At 35.6% G+C, this 18,306-nt stretch carries 15 protein-coding genes; 14 read left to right on the top strand and 1 reads right to left on the bottom strand.

The window, feature by feature from the left end; translation table 11 throughout:
• Positions 1-127: 127 nt before the first annotated feature.
• From ilvD to argH, 14 genes are all read left to right on the top strand, one after another.
• Positions 128-1,804 carry a dihydroxy-acid dehydratase gene (ilvD, locus tag V6251_RS13765; RefSeq protein ID WP_341588767.1) on the top strand — a complete coding sequence of 559 codons (1,677 nt, stop codon included), beginning with the start codon at positions 128-130 and terminating at the stop codon, positions 1,802-1,804.
• Positions 1,805-1,834: 30 nt separating this feature from the next.
• On the top strand, positions 1,835-3,568 hold the full coding sequence (gene ilvB / locus V6251_RS13760; RefSeq protein ID WP_341588766.1) for a biosynthetic-type acetolactate synthase large subunit: 1,734 nt from the start codon (positions 1,835-1,837) through the stop codon (positions 3,566-3,568).
• Position 3,569: 1 nt separating this feature from the next.
• A complete protein-coding gene (gene ilvN, locus V6251_RS13755; RefSeq protein ID WP_090837020.1) occupies positions 3,570-4,100 on the top strand; it encodes an acetolactate synthase small subunit in 531 nt (176 codons plus the stop codon).
• Positions 4,101-4,113: 13 nt separating this feature from the next.
• Positions 4,114-5,616 (top strand): ketol-acid reductoisomerase, encoded by a 1,503-nt coding sequence (gene ilvC / locus V6251_RS13750; RefSeq protein WP_101202229.1) that lies wholly within the window; start codon positions 4,114-4,116, stop codon positions 5,614-5,616.
• Positions 5,617-5,700: 84 nt separating this feature from the next.
• Positions 5,701-6,969: a threonine ammonia-lyase IlvA gene (ilvA, locus tag V6251_RS13745; protein ID WP_341588762.1), complete on the top strand. Its 1,269-nt coding sequence runs from the start codon at positions 5,701-5,703 to the stop codon at positions 6,967-6,969.
• Between the two features lie 401 nt (positions 6,970-7,370).
• Positions 7,371-8,000 carry a GNAT family N-acetyltransferase gene (locus V6251_RS13740; protein ID WP_282070281.1) on the top strand — a complete coding sequence of 210 codons (630 nt, stop codon included), beginning with the start codon at positions 7,371-7,373 and terminating at the stop codon, positions 7,998-8,000.
• Positions 7,990-9,177: an argininosuccinate synthase gene (locus V6251_RS13735; protein WP_341588754.1), complete on the top strand. Its 1,188-nt coding sequence runs from the start codon at positions 7,990-7,992 to the stop codon at positions 9,175-9,177. Before V6251_RS13740 ends, V6251_RS13735 begins: the two co-directional genes overlap by 11 nt.
• A 55-nt stretch (positions 9,178-9,232) precedes the next feature.
• Positions 9,233-10,216 carry an N-acetyl-gamma-glutamyl-phosphate reductase gene (argC, locus tag V6251_RS13730; protein WP_341588752.1) on the top strand — a complete coding sequence of 328 codons (984 nt, stop codon included), beginning with the start codon at positions 9,233-9,235 and terminating at the stop codon, positions 10,214-10,216.
• 156 nt (positions 10,217-10,372) lie between these two features.
• A complete protein-coding gene (gene proC, locus V6251_RS13725) occupies positions 10,373-11,173 on the top strand; it encodes a pyrroline-5-carboxylate reductase (protein ID WP_028282578.1) in 801 nt (266 codons plus the stop codon).
• Positions 11,170-12,300, top strand: a complete 1,131-nt coding sequence (locus tag V6251_RS13720; RefSeq protein WP_341588748.1) for an aspartate aminotransferase family protein — start codon at positions 11,170-11,172, stop codon at positions 12,298-12,300. The genes proC and V6251_RS13720 overlap by 4 nt, the downstream gene beginning before the upstream one ends.
• An 86-nt stretch (positions 12,301-12,386) precedes the next feature.
• Positions 12,387-13,322, top strand: a complete 936-nt coding sequence (locus V6251_RS13715) for an N-acetylornithine carbamoyltransferase (protein WP_341588746.1) — start codon at positions 12,387-12,389, stop codon at positions 13,320-13,322.
• A gap of 102 nt (positions 13,323-13,424) precedes the next feature.
• Positions 13,425-14,201: an acetylglutamate kinase gene (gene argB / locus V6251_RS13710; protein ID WP_341588745.1), complete on the top strand. Its 777-nt coding sequence runs from the start codon at positions 13,425-13,427 to the stop codon at positions 14,199-14,201.
• Positions 14,198-15,259, top strand: coding sequence for a M20 family metallo-hydrolase (locus V6251_RS13705; protein ID WP_341588743.1), 1,062 nt, complete (start codon positions 14,198-14,200; stop codon positions 15,257-15,259). The genes argB and V6251_RS13705 overlap by 4 nt, the downstream gene beginning before the upstream one ends.
• A gap of 9 nt (positions 15,260-15,268) precedes the next feature.
• Positions 15,269-16,543: an argininosuccinate lyase gene (gene argH / locus V6251_RS13700; protein ID WP_341588741.1), complete on the top strand. Its 1,275-nt coding sequence runs from the start codon at positions 15,269-15,271 to the stop codon at positions 16,541-16,543.
• A 293-nt stretch (positions 16,544-16,836) separates the two neighbouring features.
• On the opposite strand, the gene V6251_RS13695 is transcribed toward argH, so the two are convergent.
• Positions 16,837-18,303 carry a glutamate synthase subunit beta gene (locus tag V6251_RS13695; RefSeq protein WP_341588739.1) on the bottom strand — a complete coding sequence of 489 codons (1,467 nt, stop codon included), beginning with the start codon at positions 18,301-18,303 and terminating at the stop codon, positions 16,837-16,839.
• Between the last annotated feature and the right edge of the window lie 3 nt (positions 18,304-18,306).

Raw genomic sequence — 18,306 nt, 5'->3', positions numbered from 1 at the left:
ATATTGATTACCAGCTATTTAGGTTGTTATTTTGTAGCCTGAATTTAGTCTGTATTTTAAAAACAGACTAGCTATAAAAGGTCAAACCTCTACTTTAGATTATTATTTAAATAGAAGTAGACCATAAATGGAATTAAACAAATACAGTAAAACAGTCACTCAAGATCCAACGCAGCCAGCTGCTCAAGCTATGTTGCACGCTATTGGATTAACTAAAGAAGATTTTTTTAAGCCAATCATTGGTATCGCAAGCACAGGTTACGAAGGTAATCCTTGTAATATGCATTTAAATGATTTAGCAAAATTGACAAAAGAAGGGACTAAAAACGAAGACATTATTGGTCTTATTTTTAATACTATTGGTGTTAGTGACGGTATTTCTATGGGGACACCAGGTATGCGCTACTCATTACCATCTCGAGATATTATTGCAGATTCTATGGAAACTGTAGTACAAGCCATGAGTTATGATGGTTTAATTACGGTAGTAGGTTGTGATAAGAATATGCCAGGTGCATTAATTGCAATGATTAGATTAAATCGCCCAAGTGTTTTAGTATACGGTGGTACAATAGATTCTGGTTGTCATAACGGGCAAAAACTAGATGTCGTCTCTGCTTTTGAAGCTTGGGGAAGCAAAGTTGCCGGAACTATGGAAGAGACGGAATACCAAAGCATTGTTGAAAAAGCGTGTCCTGGAGCAGGAGCTTGTGGTGGGATGTACACTGCAAACACAATGGCTTCGGCTATTGAAGCTTTAGGGATGACCTTGCCTTTTAACTCGTCTAACCCAGCATTAAGTGATGCTAAAAAAGCCGAATCTGTAAAAGCAGGAGAGGCGATGCGTGTGTTGTTAGAAAAAGACATCAAGCCATCAGATATTATTACTCGTAAATCTCTTGAAAACGCGGTTAGATTAGTTACTATTTTAGGAGGTTCTACAAATGCAGTACTTCACTTTTTAGCAATTGCAAGAGCAGCAGATATTGATTTCACTTTAAAAGATTTTCAAAAAATAAGCGATACTACACCATTTTTAGCAGACTTAAAACCTAGCGGAAAATACTTAATGGAAGATGTACACGCTGTTGGTGGAATTCCTGCAGTATTAAAATACCTTTTAAAGAAAGGTTTAATTCATGGAGATTGTTTAACCGTTACAGGAAAAACAATTGCAGAAAACTTATTAGATGTTGCTGACTTAAAAGAAGGTCAAGACGTTATAAAACCAATCGAAAAACCTATTAAAATCTCTGGACATTTACGTATGCTTTATGGTAATCTAGCAACGGAAGGAAGTGTTGCTAAAATCACAGGAAAAGAAGGGTTGAGCTTTATCGGAAAAGCAAAAGTATTTGAAGGCGAATATGCTGCAAATGATGGGATAAGAGATGGATTAGTAGAAAAAGGAGATGTTGTCGTCATAAGATATGAAGGTCCAAAAGGAGGTCCAGGAATGCCAGAAATGTTAAAACCAACTGCTGCAATTATGGGAGCAGGTTTGGGTAAAGATGTCGCACTAATTACAGATGGACGTTTTTCTGGAGGGACACATGGTTTTGTTGTTGGACATATTACTCCTGAAGCACAAGAAGGTGGAACTATCGCTTTTGTAAAAGATGGCGATATGATTACTATCGATGCAGAAACAAATAGTATTGTTTTGGAAGTTTCAGAAGAAGAATTACAAAAAAGAAGGCAATCATGGAAAGCACCAGATTTAAAGTTTAAACGTGGTGTATTGTATAAATATGCTAAAACCGTATCATCTGCCTCAAAGGGTTGTGTAACTGACGAGTTTTAAACAAAAACTAATTATCCAAAATAGAATAATATGGATACAAAAACAATAAAAAAAGAAACAAACACAACGCAAACTACAGAGCGTATTTCTGGTAGTGAAGCAGTTATCAGATGTTTGTTAGCCGAAGGAGTTGATATCCTTTACGGTTATCCTGGAGGAGCAATCATGCCTGTTTACGACGAGCTTTATAAGTACCAGGACAAAATTCATCATGTATTAACACGACATGAGCAAGGTGCAACACATTCGGCACAAGGTTATGCACGTATTTCTGGTAAAGTTGGTGTTGCAATTGCAACGTCGGGGCCAGGAGCTACAAACTTAATTACAGGTATCGCAGATGCACAAATAGATAGCACACCAATGGTCTGTATTACCGGTCAAGTAGCTTCGCATTTATTAGGTAGTGATGCGTTTCAGGAGACGGATATCGTGGGTATATCTACTCCAGTTACAAAATGGAATTGTCAGGTTACCAAAGCCTCTCAGATTCCAGAAGCAATGGCTAAAGCCTTTTATATTGCTAAAAGTGGACGCCCAGGACCCGTTTTGATAGATATTACAAAGGATGCTCAGTTTGAAGAATTCGATTTTAAATACGAAAAATGTAAAGGTGTCAGGAGTTATATTCCTGTTCCAGAATTAAATATAGCTTCAGTTGAAGCTGCTGCAAAACTTATTAATTCAGCAAAAAAGCCAATGATTGTTTGGGGGCAAGGCGTGTCTTTAGGTCAGGCTGAAGCCGAATTTAAGGCAGTCGTGGAAAAAGCAGGAATCCCTTCGGCTTGGACTATTTTAGGCGCAGGAGCAATACCAACCGCTCATCCTTTAAATATTGGTATGGTTGGTATGCACGGTAATTATGCGCCAAATGTATTAACTAACGACTGTGATGTATTAATTGCAATCGGAATGCGATTTGACGATCGTGTAACCGGAAGTTTATCTACGTATGCTAAACAGGCAAAAGTGATTCATTTTGAAATTGATCCAGCCGAAATTGATAAAAATGTAAAAACAGAAGTAGCTGTTTTAGGTGATTCTAAAGAAAGTTTAGCTGCCTTATTACCGCTTTTAGAAGAAAAAACATATCCAGAATGGCATCAAAAATTCAAAGATTTATATGCTATTGAATATGAAAAAGTAATAAAACATGACTTATATCCTACAAAGGAAGGATTGACGATGGCAGAGGTGTTAAAAGAAATTAATAGTCAAACTAAAGGTGATGCAGCCATTGTGACAGACGTTGGTCAGCATCAAATGATTGCTTGTAGATATGCTAATTTCAACAAAACCAGAAGTAACATTACGTCCGGAGGCTTAGGGACAATGGGCTTTGGCTTACCTGCTGCAATTGGAGCAAAAATGGCAGCTCCGGATCGTGAGGTAATTTCAATCTCAGGAGATGGAGGTTATCAAATGACCATTCAAGAATTAGGCACCATTTTTCAGCAAAAAGCAGGTGTTAAAATAGTGGTTTTAAATAATGAGTTTTTAGGTATGGTTAGACAGTGGCAACAACTGTTTTTTGATAAACGTTATGCTTCAACCGAAATGACAAATCCAGACTTTGTTGCTATTGCTAAAGGTTATTCTATACCAGCAGAGAAAGTAACAAAACGAGAAGATTTAAGGGACGCAGTTGCTAAAATGATAAGCACCGATGGGCCTTATTTTTTAGAAGTTTGTGTAGAAAAAGAAGGAAATGTATTCCCAATGATACCAACAGGAGCATCAGTTTCAGACGTAAGATTAGAGTAATATGAGCACAGAAAAACAATTATATACAGTATCTGTTTATACTGAAAACAATATAGGGTTGTTGAATAGGATTTCAGCAATATTCCAAAGAAGACATATTAATATAGAGAGCTTAAACACGTCTCCTTCAGAAATTGAGGGCGTGTCTAGATTTACTATAGTAGTAAATATGTCCGAAGATAATATCAAGAAAATTATTGGTCAGATAGAAAAGCAAGTCGAGGTTATAAAAGCCTATTATCATACAGAAGATGAGATTATTTACCAAGAGTCTTGCATCTTTAAAATGAGATCAGCTTTGTTATTTGACGAGCGTTCAATTCAGAATATAATCAAAGAAAGCAATGCAAGAATTGTAACGGTAAATCGTGATTTTTTTGTGATTGAAAAATCAGGACGTAAAGAAGAAATCGAATTACTACATAGAGAGTTAAGTGCTTTTGGAATCATGCAATTTACACGTTCAGGACGTATTGCAGTATCTAAAGAAGAAATGAAAATATCAACAATGCTAGAAGCATTCCAACATTAAAAAAAACAAGACAATGTCAAATTATTTTAACACATTATCATTAAGAAATCAATTAGATCAATTAGGTAAATGTAGATTCATGGATGCTTCAGAGTTTGAAGATGGTGTAAATGCATTAAAAGGGAAAAAAATTGTAATTGTTGGTTGCGGTGCACAAGGTTTAAACCAAGGTTTAAACATGAGAGATTCTGGTTTGGATATTTCGTACACATTAAGACAGGTTGCAATTGATGAGCAACGCGAGTCTTTTAAAAACGCAAATTCTAACGGATTTACTGTTGGGACTTATGACGAGTTAATTCCTACTGCAGATTTAGTATTGAATTTAACACCAGATAAGCAACATACAAACGTAGTAAAAGCGATAATGCCTTTAATGAAAAAAGGCGCGACATTAAGTTATTCTCACGGATTTAATATTGTTGAAGAAGGGACTCAGGTAAGAGAGGATATTACTGTTATTATGGTTGCTCCAAAGTGTCCAGGAACAGAAGTTAGAGAAGAATATAAACGGGGGTTTGGTGTGCCAACATTAATTGCTGTACATCCAGAAAACGATCCAGAAAATAAAGGTTGGGCTCAGGCAAAAGCTTATGCTGCTGCTACTGGAGGGCATCGTGCAGGTGTGTTAGAATCGTCTTTTGTTGCTGAGGTAAAAAGTGATTTAATGGGAGAGCAAACCATTTTATGTGGTTTACTTCAAACAGGAGCAATTTTGTCATTCGATAAAATGGTTGCAGAAGGTATTGAACCTGGTTATGCTGGAAAATTAATCCAGTTTGGTTGGGAAACAATTACTGAAGCGTTAAAACATGGTGGAATTACAAACATGATGGACCGTTTATCTAATCCAGCAAAAGTAAAAGCATACCAATTATCTGAAGAATTAAAAGATATCATGCGTCCTTTGTTTGAAAAGCATATGGATGATATTATCTCTGGTCATTTCTCAGAAACAATGATGGAAGATTGGGCAAATGATGATGTAAATCTTTTAAAATGGAGAGCTGCAACAGGCGAAACTGCTTTTGAGAAAACAGCATTAACATCAGATCACATTTCTGAGCAAGAGTATTTTGATCACGGGACGTTATTAGTAGCATTTGTGAAATCTGGTGTAGAATTAGCTTACGAAACGATGGTAAGTGCGGGGATTATTGAAGATTCTGCGTATTACGAGTCGCTTCATGAGTTGCCATTAATAGCGAATACAATTGCTAGAAAAAAATTATTTGAAATGAACAGAGTTATTTCGGATACTGCAGAATATGGTTGTTATTTATTTGACCATGCTTGTAAACCGTTATTAACTGATTTTATGAAAACGGTTAAAACAGACATAATTGGCAAATCATTTTCTGTAACAACAGGAGTTGATAATATCGAATTAATAGCAGTAAACGATGCGATTAGAAATCATCCAATCGAAGCAGTCGGAAAACGATTAAGAGCTGCGATGACAGCAATGAAGATTATAAAATCAGATGTTAAAACAGAAGCATCAGTTTTAGCATAATAACTAATTAGCTTGTCACACTGAGCGCAGTCGAAGTGTTTCATTTGTAAAACAAAAATATTTCCACTGTCGTGGGAAATAAACATGGAAGAAACCAAAACAACATACAGGCCTACTATAGAAGCTGTTGAGGCTGCTGCCGAAAAATTAAGAGGAGTTGCAACTGTAACTCCTTTAATTTCAAACATGCGATATTCAAAGCAATTTGAAGCAAACATCATGTTTAAACGGGAAGACTTACAGCAAGTACGTTCCTATAAAATTAGAGGTGCTTACAATAAAATGTCATCTTTGACTGAAGCTGAAGCTAAAAAAGGAATTGTATGTGCAAGTGCTGGAAACCATGCACAAGGAGTGGCCTTATCTTGTAAATTGTTAAAAATAAAAGGCACCATTTTTATGCCTTCTCCAACACCAAATCAAAAGGTGGAACAGGTTAAAATGTTTGGAGAAGATTATATAGAGGTAGTTTTAGTAGGTGATACGTTTGATGATGCTTATCATGCAGCAATGGAAGATTGCGAGCTTTTAAACAAAGCGTTTATTCATCCATTTAATGATAAAAAAGTTATTGAGGGTCAAGCAACAGTTGGTTTAGAGATTATAGATCAAACGGAGTTTCACCCAATAGATTACGTTTTTGTACCTATTGGTGGTGGAGGTTTGTCTTCAGGTTTATCCTCTGTTTTTAAGTTGTTATCGCCACAGACAAAAATTATAGGTGTAGAGCCAAAAGGCGCACCTTCGATGTTAACGTCAATAAGAAATAATAAAAACACCGAGTTAGAAGAGATTGATAGTTTTGTAGATGGTGCTGCGGTTAAGCGTGTTGGTGATTTAAATTTCGCCATTTGTAAAGAGACTTTACATCGTGTGGTTACTGTAGATGAAGGTAAGATTTGCCAAACCATTTTAGATTTATACAATAAAGAAGCGATTGTAGCAGAGCCTGCAGGAGTTTTAAGTTTATCTGCTTTAGAGTATTTTAAAGAAGAAATTAAAGGTAAAAATGTAGTTTGTGTTATAAGCGGAAGTAATAATGATATCACGCGTACGGCAGAAATTAAAGAACGTGCGCTATTACATGCCGATTTAAAGCACTATTTTATTGTTAAGTTTCCTCAGCGTTCAGGAGCATTAAGAGATTTTGTTGTTGATATTTTAGGTGATACAGATGATATTACTCATTTTGAATACACTAAAAAAGCAAACCGTGAAAACGATGTTGCTGTGGTTGGAATTGAGTTAAAATCACCAAACGATTTAGAGCCATTAATTACTAAAATGAAGCGTCATAATTTTTATGGAGATTATCTAAATGATAAGCCTGATTTATTTCAGTTTTTAGTGTGATTTTGATAATTATGACCTTAAATACTTTCAAATTCGTAAAAATTCATCAAAAATGACACAAAATCAACTTTTGTATCAAATTAAATTATACGTTTGTACCATGTTTACAACACTAAATAAAAACGAAAGACCCACAAGTTTGCTATTACGCAGACGACGTCGCTAATACGCATACTTCAAGCTTTTAGTTAATAGTTTTTATTTTTTTTCAGACAGTGAACAATTCAACACAAATATTTCCTTTTTTAAATACAGTTATTAGAAATAATAACAGGATAACCCTACGTCCAATTTTCCGTCGTCGCCCTTAGGGTGAACTTCTATTTATAGAACTAAGGTGAGTCCGGTTCTGCTTTCAAAAACAAAAATTATCACATTTTTTAATTTAAAATTCAATTACAATGGAAATTGTTATTGCTGATAAATCGCATAGTATTTACGCAGATATTATTTGTAACACTATTGCTGATGCTGCTCAAGTTAGAGGAACTGGTATTGCAAAACGCAAGCCTGAATACATCATTACCAAAATGGAAAATGGTAATGCTGTTATTGCTTTAGAGGGAGATAAATTTGCAGGCTTTTGTTATATCGAACAATGGGGTCATGGCAAATTTGTAGCCAATTCTGGATTAATTGTACATCCAGATTTTAGAAACATTGGCTTAGCTAAACAGATCAAACAAAAAATATTCGAGCATTCTAGAACCAAGTTTCCGGAGGCTAAAGTATTTAGTATTACTACAGGTTTAGCAGTTATGAAGATGAATAGTGATTTAGGTTATAAACCTGTTACGTTTTCAGAATTAACAGACGATCAATCCTTTTGGAATGGCTGTCAGACCTGCAAAAATTTTGATGTTTTAACAAGAACAGAGCAAAAAATGTGCTTATGTACAGGCATGTTGTATGATCCTTCTAAAAAGGAAGCAACAAAACCAGCAGTAAATAATCATGATAAAAAAGTATGGACCAGATTGAAAAATATTAAGCAATCCATGTTCCTTAAAAAAGAAAAGAATGAAAAATAAAGGCAAATTAGTAATAGCATATAGTGGTGGATTAGATACATCCTATTGCGCAGTAAGTTTAAGTAAAGCAGGATATGATGTGCATGCAGTAAGTGTAAATACGGGTGGCTTTTCTGATGAAGAAATTCAAACCATCGAAGCTAATGCGTATAAAATGGGTGTGTCAACTTATAAAAACATTGACGCAATTGCCTCGTATTATGATAAAGTGATTAAGTATTTAATCTTCGGAAATGTTTTGAAGAATAACACCTATCCTTTATCTGTAAGTGCAGAGCGTATTATTCAGGCAATCGAAATTATCGAATATGCTAAAAGTATTGATGCCGAATATATCGCACACGGAAGTACAGGAGCAGGAAACGATCAAGTCCGTTTTGATATGATTTTTCAAACGTTAGCGCCACATATTAAAATTATTACGCCAATTAGAGACGGAAGTTTAAGCAGACAACAAGAAATTGATTACTTAAAAGAAAACGGTATTGAAGCTTCTTGGGAAAAGGCAAAGTATTCTGTTAATAAAGGACTTTGGGGGACTAGTGTTGGTGGAGAAGAAACATTAACATCAGAAAAACCATTACCAGAAAGTGCTTATCCTTCGCAATTAAAACATGCGGAAGAAGAGAAAGTTACATTAACCTTTTTAAAAGGAGAATTGGTTGCTGTTAACGGAATTGAAAACGCATCAGAAGTAAATATTGAAGTGTTAAACAATCTGGCATCTGCGTATGCAATTGGTAGAGATATTCATGTTGGAGATACAATAGTTGGTATTAAAGGACGTGTTGGTTTTGAAGCATCAGCTGCTTTGGTGATTATAAAAGCACATCATTTATTAGAAAAGCATACACTAACAAAATGGCAATTACAGCACAAAGATTATATGTCAAATTTCTACGGAATGCATTTGCATGAAGGGCAATATTTAGATCCTGTAATGCGTGACATGGAAGCCTTTTTGCAAAGCAGCCAAGACAAAGTGTCGGGAGATGTTTTTGTGACCTTAAAACCATACCATTTTACTGTAGACGGAATCAGCTCTAAGCATGATTTAATGAATGCGAAGTTTGGAAGTTATGGCGAAGAAAATAAAGGTTGGACGGCTGAAGAAGCTAAAGGCTTTATCAAAATTGTAGGTAATCAGAATAAAATCTATCAACAAGTAAATAATTAATTGAGTGAGACCTGTTAGGTTTTTAAAACCTGACAGGTCTGAAAGACAAGTTGTAATGAAAAAATTAGAAATAGGAATCATTGGAGGAGCAGGTTATACAGCTGGAGAACTTATTAGATTGTTGTTAAATCATCCAAAAGCTAACATCAATTTTATTTACAGTACCTCTAATGCTGGTAATAAAATCTCAAGAGTGCACCAAGATTTAATTGGTAGTACAGATTTGGAATTTTCAAGTGAAATTAACTCAGAAGTAGACGTGTTGTTTTTGTGTTTAGGTCACGGAAATTCTAAAGCATTTTTAGAGAACAATTCATTTTCTACTGAAACTAAAATTATTGATTTAAGTAATGATTTTAGATTAACTAAAGACGCCATTTTTGAAGGAAAAACGTTTGTTTATGGTTTGCCTGAGTTAAATAAAGAAGTGATTAAAAAAGCGAATTACATTGCAAATCCAGGTTGTTTTGCATCTGCTATTCAGTTAGCATTGTTGCCTTTAGCTAAAGCCGAAGCTTTGCAGAATGATGTACACGTTAATGCAGTTACAGGAGCAACAGGAGCAGGAACATCATTATCTGCAACCACGCATTTTACGTGGCGAGATAATAACTTTTCGCATTATAAAGCTTTTACACATCAACATTTGGGTGAGATTAATCAATCGGTGAAACTATTGCAATCTAACTTTAATTCAGACATCAACTTTATGCCAAATCGCGGTGATTTTTCTAGAGGAATTTTTGCTACGCTTTACACTAAGTTTTCAGGAAGTTTGGAAGACGCAAAAGCATTATACAGTGAATTTTATAAAGATGCTGCATTTACTGTGGTTTCGGATGATGAGATTCATTTAAAACAAGTAGTAAATACCAATAAGTGTATTCTTCATTTGCATAAACATGAAGACAAATTATTGGTGACAAGCATTATTGATAATTTACTAAAAGGAGCTTCGGGACAAGCTGTTCAAAACATGAATTTAATGTTTGGTTTTGATGAAACAGAAGGTTTAAAACTAAAAGCAACTTATTTTTAAAAGTACAGCTGCTGCGTTAGCGGTTGAAGTGGCATCCTTTTTTGACGTCAGTTCGAGTGAATTTGTGAAGCATGAGCAAATTTGTATCGAGAACAAGGCAAAAAAGATATAACGGAAGACGCGACCCTTGTGGTAACGCCCAAACAATATAAAATTATGAAAATAGCAATTATAGGAACAGGAAACTTAGGAAAGTCCATCGCAAAAGGATTGATAACCAACAATGCCATTACTAGTTTGTATTTAACCAAACGGAATTTGGAAGACATTCAAGAATTTGATGGTTATAAAAATGTGCATTTAACGACGGATAATACCGAAGCAGTAAGGCAATCTGATATCATCATTTTTGCAGTGCAACCAGCGCATTTTGAGCAAATATTGAATGACATTAAGCCGGAATTAACAGAGAAGCACGTCTTGATTTCGACCATTACAGGTTTTCTAATTCCTAAGATTGAAGCGCAAGTTGGTGCCGATAAATTTATCATTCGTGCGATGCCAAACACAGCAATTGCAGTTGGTAAATCCATGACGTGTTTGTGTAGTAATGTGCAAGGTGCAAAACGTATTAAGATTGCTGAGGCTATTTTTAACCGTTTAGGACATTCGTTAAGTATTCCGGAAAGTCAAATGCAAGCAGCCACTGTGGTTTGCGCAAGTGGTGTTGCGTTTTGGATGCGTTTAATTAGAGCGACAACACAAGCTGCTATTCAGTTAGGGTTTGATGCTAAAGAAGCACAAGAATTAGCGATGTATACTAGTGAAGGTGCTGCGAGTTTATTGATTACCAACGGGAATCATCCGGAAGAGGAAATAGATCGTGTAACGACTCCAAAAGGGTGTACGATTGAAGGTTTGAATGAGATGGAACACAAAGGATTGAGTTCCTCTTTAATACAAGGTATGATTGCCTCGTTTAACAAGATTAGTAACATTAAAGAAGAGCAGATATGAGTTTATTTAATGTGTATCCTTTATTCGATATCACACCTGTAAAGGCTGTAGATGTCTTTGTTTTTGATGAAAACAATACCAAATATTTAGATTTATATGGTGGACATGCGGTGATTTCTATTGGACATTCGCATCCAAAATATGTGGCTGCCATTTCTGATCAAGTCGCCAAATTAGGGTTTTATAGCAACTCGATTCAGAATCCATTACAAGTACAATTAGCCGACAAGTTAGAGCAATTATCCGGTTGTACAGACTATGAATTATTTTTATGTAATTCTGGTGCAGAAGCCAATGAAAATGCTTTAAAATTAGCATCATTCCATAACGGAAAGAAAAAAGTGGTTGCTTTTAAAAATGGCTTTCATGGTCGTACATCAGCAGCAGTTGCAGCAACTGATAACGCGAAGATTATTGCGCCAATTAATGCACAACAAGAGGTTGAGATTCTAGAATTAGGTGACTTAGAAGCTGTAGAAAAAGCACTAGCTAAAAACGATGTTTGTGCAGTAATTATTGAGTGTATTCAGGGTGTTGGAGGTTTAGACGAAAGTACTGCAGCGTTTTACGAAGGTGTCGATGCATTATGTAAAAAATACAATACCTGTTTTATTGCAGATGAGGTGCAATCTGGTTTTGGAAGAACTGGCGATTTCTTCGCGTTTCAGAAATATAATGTGACTCCAGATATTATTTCGATTGCCAAAGGTATGGGAAATGGGTTTCCGATTGGTGGGATTTTAATTCATCCAGACATTAAAGCATCTTTTGGTTTGTTAGGAACCACTTTTGGTGGAAATCATTTAGCATGTGTAGCTTCTTTGACGGTTTTAGAGGTTATTGAAGAGGAGCATTTGATGCAAAATGCTAAAGATATCTCAGCTTATTTTATTGAAAAAGCAAAAGGAATTTCGGCAATTAAAAACATAAAAGGACGTGGTTTAATGTTAGGATTGGAATTTGATTTTCCGATTGCTGAACTACGTAAAAAGCTAATTTTTGAACATAAGATATTTACAGGAAGTGCAAAGAATCCTAATTTATTACGAATTCTTCCGCCTTTAACCATCAAAAAAGAACATGTTGATTTGCTTTTTGAGGCTTTAAAAAGTGAGTTACAGGGATAGCTTGAGCAACGTCATTCTGAACTAGTTTTAGAATCACATAACAGTGGGAATTAAAATATAATCAGCGATACGAGAATAATAAATAGATGAAAAAGTATACAGAAATAAAAGACATATCAAATCTTCAAGAAACTATAAAGGACGCGATTTCACTAAAAAATAATCCTTTTGAATTCGAAGATTTAGGAAAACATAAAACATTAGTCATGCTGTTTTTTAATTCCAGTTTACGAACGCGATTAAGTACCGAAAAAGCAGCAAATAACCTAGGAATGGATGTGATGATTTTAAACGTAAATGACGCCTGGAACCTAGAATTTGAAGATGGAACAATCATGAATGCAAACACCTCAGAACACATTAAAGAGGCTGCGCAAGTGATTTCGCAATATGGAGATGTGATTGCGGTTAGAGCATTCCCAAGTTTAACGGATAAACAAAAAGATGAAAGTGAGTTTGTGATGAACAGCTTTGTAAAATACGCAACAGTGCCAATTGTAAATATGGAGAGTGCAACTGCTCATCCTTTACAGGCATTAGCAGATGCTATTACTATAACTGAATTATCTAAAAAAGCGAAACCAAAAGTAGTCTTGTCTTGGGCGCCACATCCAAAAGCATTGCCACAAGCAGTTGCGAATTCGTTTGTAGAAATGATGCAAAATATGGATGTCGATTTAACCATTACACATCCGGAAGGTTATGAATTAAGCGAAGCAATTACGAAAAACACACCGATAAATCACAGTCAAGAAGACGCTTTGAAAGATGCCGATTTTGTCTATGTGAAAAACTGGAGTAATTATAAAGACTATGGAAAAGTCCTCAGTCAGGACGAGAATTGGATGATGACTAAAGCGAAGTTAGGTAATGCAAAATTTATGCATTGCTTACCTGTAAGACGTAATGTGGTTGTGGAAGATGCGGTTTTGGATGGCGAGCAATCAGTGGTTATTCAGCAAGCAAATAATAGGACTTTTGCAGCACAAATTGTGTTGAAGCAGATTTTGGAAGAATTGTAAACGCCATTGCGAATGAGGAACGATTGAAGCAATCTTTTAATTGAAACAGATTACATAGTCATACTGAATTCATTTCAGTATCACATCAAAAGAAGAATAAGCATGAAAACACTAAAAATCATAAAAATTGGAGGAAACATCATCGATGATGATGACGCCTTACAGCAATTCCTTAAAGCATTTGCGACTATAGATGTTCCTAAAATCCTAGTGCATGGTGGTGGAAAATTAGCAACCAAATTAGCACAACAAATGCAAGTTGAGGTTAAAATGATTGACGGAAGACGAGTAACCGATCAAATGACTTTAGATATTATTACAATGGTGTATGCTGGAAAAATCAATAAAAATATAGTCGCACAATTACAAGCCAACAATTGTAATGCTATTGGTTTTTCTGGTGCAGACGGAAACACAATAGTTTCAGATTTAAGACCATCAAAACCTATCGATTATGGATTTGCTGGAGACGTCAAAAAGGTAAATACTGAAACGTTAGAAATTCTTTTAAACAATGCAATTACACCTGTATTTTGCGCGATTACTCATGATAAAAACGGGCAATTATTAAATACCAATGCAGATACGATTGCTTCCGAATTAGCAATAGGTTTTGCTTCAATATATAGAGCGGAATTATATTATTGCTTCGAAAAAAACGGAGTTTTAGAAAATGTAAATAATGACGATTCTGTTATCGAAAACATAAACGCCAAAAGCTATCAACCGTTGATTGAAAATGGTATTATTTATGAAGGCATGCTGCCAAAATTAAATAACTGTTTTCATGCTGTAAATAATCAAGTGCAAAAAGTTTGTATTGGTAAATCAGACATGCTTTTCGATAAAAATAATACACACACAACCATTTCAAAATGATAGAAAAATTAACAACAAGAGCAATTGCTTTATTAAAACAATTGATAGAAACGCAGTCGTTTTCTTCAGAAGAAGGGGCAACAGCAGCGCATATTGAGCAATGGTTTGTGCAACAGGATATTCCTTTTAAAAGAACCAATCATAATGTTTGGGCAACCAATAAATATTTTGACGAGAGCAAACCAACGCTATTATTAAACTCGCATCATGATACTGTAAAGCCAAATAATGGTTATACAAAAGATCCTTTTAAAGCCATTGTTGAAGATGGTAGATTATATGGTTTAGGAAGTAATGATGCTGGAGGATGTTTGGTGAGTTTGTTAGCAACGTTTGCCTATTTCTATAGCAGAGAAAATCTAAATTTTAATCTGGTTATTGTTGCTTCCGCTGAAGAAGAGAGCAGTGGAGAAAATGGGTTAAATAGTATGTTGTCCGTCATTCCAAAAGTGGATGTCGCTATTGTTGGAGAACCAACTTTAATGAATTTAGCTGTTGCTGAAAAAGGCTTAGTTGTGTTTGATGTAATCGTAAAAGGAACGCCAAGTCATGCTGCGCATCCAAATCACGATAATGCGATTTATAAAACAATTTCGGTATTAGAATGGTTTAAAAATTACACGTTCGATAAAACTTCGGAAGCTTTGGGAGAGGTAAAGTTGACAATTACGCAAATAAGTGCAGGAAAGCAGCATAATGCGGTTCCTGCAGATGTGAAATTAGTGGTTGATGTTCGTGTGAACGATAAATATTCTAACCAAGACATTGTCGATATTTTACAGAAAGAAGCGCCTTGTGATAGTATTATTCCGCGTAGCATAAAATTAAATTCGTCGTCCATTCCTATCGATCATCCATTGGTAATTGCAGGAATAGAAATTGGTAGAAGCACTTATGGTTCGCCAACATTATCTGATCAAGCGGTGTTGAGTTGTCCGTCTTTAAAACTAGGACCAGGAGATAGCACACGATCGCATTCCGCTGACGAGTTTATTTACGTGAAAGAGATTGAAGAAGGGATTAAAATATATATTGAATTATTAGAAAAAGTACTTTAAAATAAAATTATGAAACTCTGGGACAAAGGAATAAGTATCGATAAAAAAATAGAACAATTTACCGTTGGAAACGATAGAGAAATTGATATGCATATTGCAAAGTACGATGTGCAAGCGTCTTTAGCGCATGCAATAATGTTGGAGTCTATTGGCATTATTTCTTCAGAAGAATTGCAACAGCTTAAAAATGGTTTAAACGCTATTGCGGAAACTATAAAAAACAGAACCTTCGTTATTGAAGAATCCTTTGAAGATGTGCATTCTAAAATTGAATATGAGCTGACTAAAACCTTAGGAGATGTCGGAAAGAAAATCCATACCGCACGTTCTAGAAATGATCAAGTTTTAGTTGCGCTTCAGCTTTATTACAAGGAGAATCTAAAGGAAATTAATACGAAGACAAAAACGTTTTTTGATACCCTTTTAGGTTTGGCGGAAACGCATAAAGACGCTTTGCTTCCTGGTTATACCCATTTACAAGTGGCTATGCCTTCCTCTTTCGGATTGTGGTTTTCTGCTTATGCTGAGGTTTTAATTGATGATGTATACTTGCTAAATGCAGCCTTGAAAACCGTAGATCAAAATCCGTTAGGTTCTGCAGCGGGTTACGGAAGTTCGTTTCCTATTGATCGAGAATTAACGACTAAAGAATTAAATTTTTCAACCTTAAAATACAACGTTGTTGCTGCGCAAATGAGTAGAGGAAAAAGCGAACGAACAATCGCTTTAGCTTTAGGAAGTGTGTGTAATACGTTAGCGCGTTTTGCAATGGATATTTGCGTGTATAATAGTCAGAATTTCGGCTTTATTGCCTTTCCGGATGAGTTAACGACGGGGAGTAGTATTATGCCACATAAAAAGAATCCTGATGTTTTTGAATTAATCCGTGGGAAAGCCAATAAAATACAAGCTTTGCATACCGAAATGGTGTTGATTACTAACAATTTACCAAGTGGGTATCACAGAGATTTTCAGCTATTAAAAGAAAATATCATTGCGGCAATTGAAGATGTAAAAGACTTATTAGATATTTTTAATTACGCCATTCAGCAGGTTATTGTAAAAGATATTGATTTGAATGATGCTAAATATCAATACTTATTTACGGTAGATAATATTAATACATTGGTTGTGGGAGGTATGCCTTTTAGAGAAGCGTATCAAAAAATTGGAGGCGAAGTGGAAAGCGGAGCTTATGTACCAGATACCTCTAAAAAACACACGCATGTTGGTAGTATTGGTAATTTGTGTTTGGATGGGATTAGAGGGAAGTATCCTGAGTAACGTTTTAGGCTTATAACTGTCAATTTGAGCGTAGTCGAAAATCTTATGATTTAGGCTTTAATAGCATTTCGACTGCGCTCAATGTGACATTAGTTTTTGTGCTGATTCTTGAAATTGAAAAAATCCCACTTCTGTAGGATTTGATTTAAGTTTATTCCCCTTTGTGAATAGTCGTTCAAAACAAGAAAGTGTTTTAGCTATATCACTGTCAGTTTGAGCGCAGTCGAAAACCTTAAGGTTTAATTTTAGATAGCATTTCGACTGTGCTCAATATGACAAAGAGTTGTGATTATTTAAACCCGAGGCAAATCGCTGTCATCCTTTAAAGGTAAACAGGATTCTCCCATTAAATAGGTGTCAATATGATGTGCTGCTTGTCTACCTTCTGAAATAGCCCAAACAATCAACGATTGTCCACGACGCATATCTCCAGCTGCAAAAACGCCAGGGATATTTGTTTTGTAATCTTTTATTGTTGCTTCAATATTACTTCTAAAATCCATTTTTAAACCAAATTGATCTGCTAGTGTTTTTTCAGCGCCTGTAAAACCAAGTGCTAATAATGCGATGTCGCATTTCCATTCTTTTTCGGTATTTGGAACCTCTTTAAGTTGAGGTCTTTCACCTGGTGTAAAAATCCATTCTACTTCAACCGTTTTTAGGCCTTTTAGGTTTCCTTTTTTATCGCCAATAAACGCTTTAGTTGAAATGCTAAAAAAACGCTCGACACCTTCTTGGTGCGATGAGGTTGTTTTTAACTTCATAGGCCAATAAGGCCAAGGTTGATTTGCAGGGCGACCTACAGAAGGTTTACTTAATATTTCGAAATTAGTCACAGAGGTTGCGCCATGACGATTGGACGTTCCAATACAATCGCTTCCTGTATCTCCACCACCAATTACGATAATGTCTTTTCCTTTAGCAGAAATAACGTCTTTAAAATCGACTAAACCATCCACGTATTGGTTGTTTAGTTTTAAGAAATCCATCGCTTGCGTTACCCCTTTTAAATCCGCTCCAGGTATAGGAATGCTTCTTCTTACGGTTGCACCTCCACATAAAACAACAGCATCAAAGTCGTCTTTAAGCTGGTTGGCGTCTATGTTTTTACCAACATGAGCGTTGGTTTTAAAAATAATACCTTCTTCTTCTAAAACAGCAACACGTCTGTCAATTACGGTTTTTTCCATTTTAAAATCTGGAATGCCATAACGTAATAAACCACCCACTTTTTCGTCACGTTCAAAAACAGTAACGGTATGTCCTGCGCGATTTAATTGTTGTGCGGCAGCTAATCCAGCAGGTCCAGAACCAATAACAGCAACTGTTTTTTCGGTTCTTACTTTTGGTGGTTGTGCTACAATCCAACCTTCATTAAAGGCGGTTTCTACTATGTTTTTTTCAATATTTTCTATGGTTACTGGGTCTTCGTTAATACCAAGTACACAAGCTTCTTCGCAAGGTGCTGGACATAAGCGTCCTGTAAACTCTGGGAAGTTGTTAGTTTTGTGTAAAATTTCAGCAGCTTCTTTCCATTTTCCTTTATAAACTTTATCGTTAAAATCTGGAATTAAATTCCCAAGCGGACAACCACTATGGCAAAACGGAATTCCGCAATCCATACAACGAGCGCCTTGATTTTCTAGGTGGTCTTCTGGTAACGGAACCGTAAATTCTTTGTAATTCTCTATGCGTTTTTCTGGCGCTATATAACTTTCGTTCTCACGCTTAAACTCTAAAAATCCTGTTATCTTTCCCATAAT

It is taken from the genome of Olleya sp. Ti.3.14, from assembly GCF_038154885.1.
Classification (GTDB): Bacteria; Bacteroidota; Bacteroidia; order Flavobacteriales; family Flavobacteriaceae; genus Olleya.
This window is presented reverse-complemented; position numbering and strand designations above follow the sequence as displayed.